Genomic DNA, 677 nt, shown 5'->3' on the forward strand with positions numbered 1-677 from the left:
GTTTCAGTGGGCAACCTGCGAAAGGCGCGGTCACTCCAAAAACTGATTTTCAAGTCTACAGCCGCCCGATTTCTAGCAATCCGTCAAGTGACCCAACTGAATGCGGGTAAAAAGACGGCGGGCGTTGACGGCAAAGCATTCCTCACGATTGAAGAACGCTTTGACCTGAGCAACCTGCTCAAAGAAACCGTCAACCAATGGAAACCCTCGAAGCTTCGCAAAATCCCAATCCCTAAAAAGGACGGGACAAAGCGAATGCTAAAAGTACCGACCATCGCGGATAGAGCTTGGCAATGTCTAGTTAAGTACGCGCTGGAACCCGCCCATGAAGCAACCTTCCACGCCAGGAGCTACGGGTTTAGAACCGGACGCTCGGCACACGATGCCCAGAAAGTTTTGTTTCTAAACCTCAACTCTCATGCGAATGGAATCGGTAAACGCGTCCTCGAACTCGATATCGAAAAATGCTTCGACCGGATCAACCATGCCGCCATCCTGGACAACCTGATTGCCCCAAAAGGGGTCAAGACCGGAATTTTCCGCTGTCTCAAAGCAGGAGTCAATCCAGGATTTCCTGAACAAGGCACCGTACAAGGTGGCGTGGTTAGCCCACTACTCGCGAACATCGCTCTCAACGGGATTGAAGACATTCATCAAAGCGTTCGGTACGCCGACGA

1 protein-coding gene is annotated in these 677 nt (G+C 51.6%); it reads left to right on the forward strand.

Annotated features, from left to right (window positions below):
• Positions 1-6: 6 nt before the first annotated feature.
• Positions 7-677: reverse transcriptase domain-containing protein (locus C7B65_RS27135; RefSeq protein WP_244913312.1), on the forward strand; the 671-nt coding region annotated here is incomplete at its 3' end.

It is taken from the genome of Phormidesmis priestleyi ULC007 (assembly GCF_003003695.1).
GTDB classification, from domain to species: Bacteria; Cyanobacteriota; Cyanobacteriia; order Leptolyngbyales; family Leptolyngbyaceae; genus Phormidesmis_A; species Phormidesmis_A priestleyi_A.